At 73.3% G+C, this 1,518-nt stretch carries 2 protein-coding genes; both read right to left on the minus strand.

Annotated features, from left to right (window positions below):
• The coding region (locus tag H5J30_RS32630) for an MATE family efflux transporter (protein WP_181791283.1) at window positions 1-1,306 on the minus strand (1,306 nt) is incomplete at its 3' end.
• The coding region (locus H5J30_RS32635) for an acyl-CoA dehydrogenase family protein (RefSeq protein ID WP_220189577.1) at window positions 1,299-1,518 on the minus strand (220 nt) is incomplete at its 5' end. The genes H5J30_RS32635 and H5J30_RS32630, both read right to left, overlap by 8 nt.

Genomic DNA, 1,518 nt, shown 5'->3' on the forward strand with positions numbered 1-1,518 from the left:
GCCCGGCGATGACGACGTTGCCGACGGCCAGGGCGACGAAGTACGCCTCCGCGTGGTCCACGGCGCGCGCGAGCAGCCCGCCGCCGACGTTGACGGCGCCGAGGTAGACGATGTCGGAGGCGATGGTGATGTGCCCGTTGCGTACCTGCTGCAGGCTCATCGTCACCATGTTGAGCAGCCCGAACGCCAGCCAGCTGGGCGCGACGATCGTCAGGTAGTCGTCGGTGAACGCGGCGGTGCCGCCGTCGTCGCTCATCAGCCTGCCGAGCGGCCCGGCCAGCGCGAAGCCGGCGACGGCCAGCAGCGCGTACACCATCAGCACGTACCGCACGCCCTCGCGCAGGACGGGCCGCAGCAGGTGGCTCTCGCCGGCGCCGAGGAGCTGGTTCATGGTGATGGCCACGGCCGAGCCGAGCGCGATCGCGGGCGACAGCGACAGCACCTGGATGGCGTGCGCGCCGCCGTAGCCGGCGACGGCGTCGGAGCCGAAGTCCGACAGCACCCACAGCGAGGTGTAGTTCATGCCCGCGATGAAGAGGTACGAGACCGCCACCGGCACGCCGACGGTGACCAGGATCCCCACCGTCTGCTTCAGCGGCTCCGCGGGACCGCGGAGGCGCAGCAGGCCGGTGCGCGCCAGCAGGATCAGCCCCGAGGTCAGGCCCACCACCGAGGCGCCGGCGATCGACGCCGGCACGGCGAAGACGCCCATGTCCGCGTAGAAGCCGAGGAGCCAGACCCCGAGCACCTGCATCCCGGCGACGGCGACGGTGATGACCGACGCCGACCGGGCGCTGCCCCAGCCGCGCAGCGTGCCCGCGACCACCGAGGTGAGCACGGCCAGCAGGAACGAGGCGGCCACCAGCCGGGCGAAGAGCACGAAGTCGTCGTGCGAGGCGGCGTCCACGTCGAGCGTCGCGGCCATCTGCGGCGCGGCCAGCGCGATGACCGCCGCGGCGACGGCGAAGCAGCCGAGCGCGATGGCCCCGATCCGCACCAGCGGCGGCTGCGAGTCGTCGCCCGCGTCGGCGCCGCGGCGGCGCGCGGAGACGACCTGGCTGCTGATCTCGATGCCCTCCTCCAGCGCCAGGAAGAAGAAGGAGATGGGGATGAACAGGGCCCGGATGTACAGCGCGTCGCCGCCCATGTTGCCCAGCAGCGCCGAGATGGCGAACTGGGCGCCGAGGCCGGTGACGACGCCGAGGCAGATGGGGACGGCCAGTCCGCGCAGCCGGACCCGCAGGTCGGCGGGCGGGGCGGGGGCGGGGCCCGGGGCGGGGTCGCCGTGCTCCTTGACGTCAGTCATCGAGGATCCTGCCTTTCCGGTGGCCCAGGGCGAGGTTGAGCCGCTGCATGGTGCCGGTGCCCTCCATGAACTCGAAGGCGCGGGCGTCCCGGTGCAGCTTGTCGAGCAGCGGGTGGTCCAGCCGGGCACCGGGCCCGAAGAGGCCGAGGGCGAACCCGGCGGTGTCCAGGGCCAGTTCCGCGGCCCGGTACTTGGCGGCCGAGGCGACGGTG

The organism is Streptomyces phytophilus (genome assembly GCF_013870535.1).
In the GTDB taxonomy this organism is placed as follows: Bacteria; Actinomycetota; Actinomycetes; order Streptomycetales; family Streptomycetaceae; genus Streptomyces; species Streptomyces phytophilus.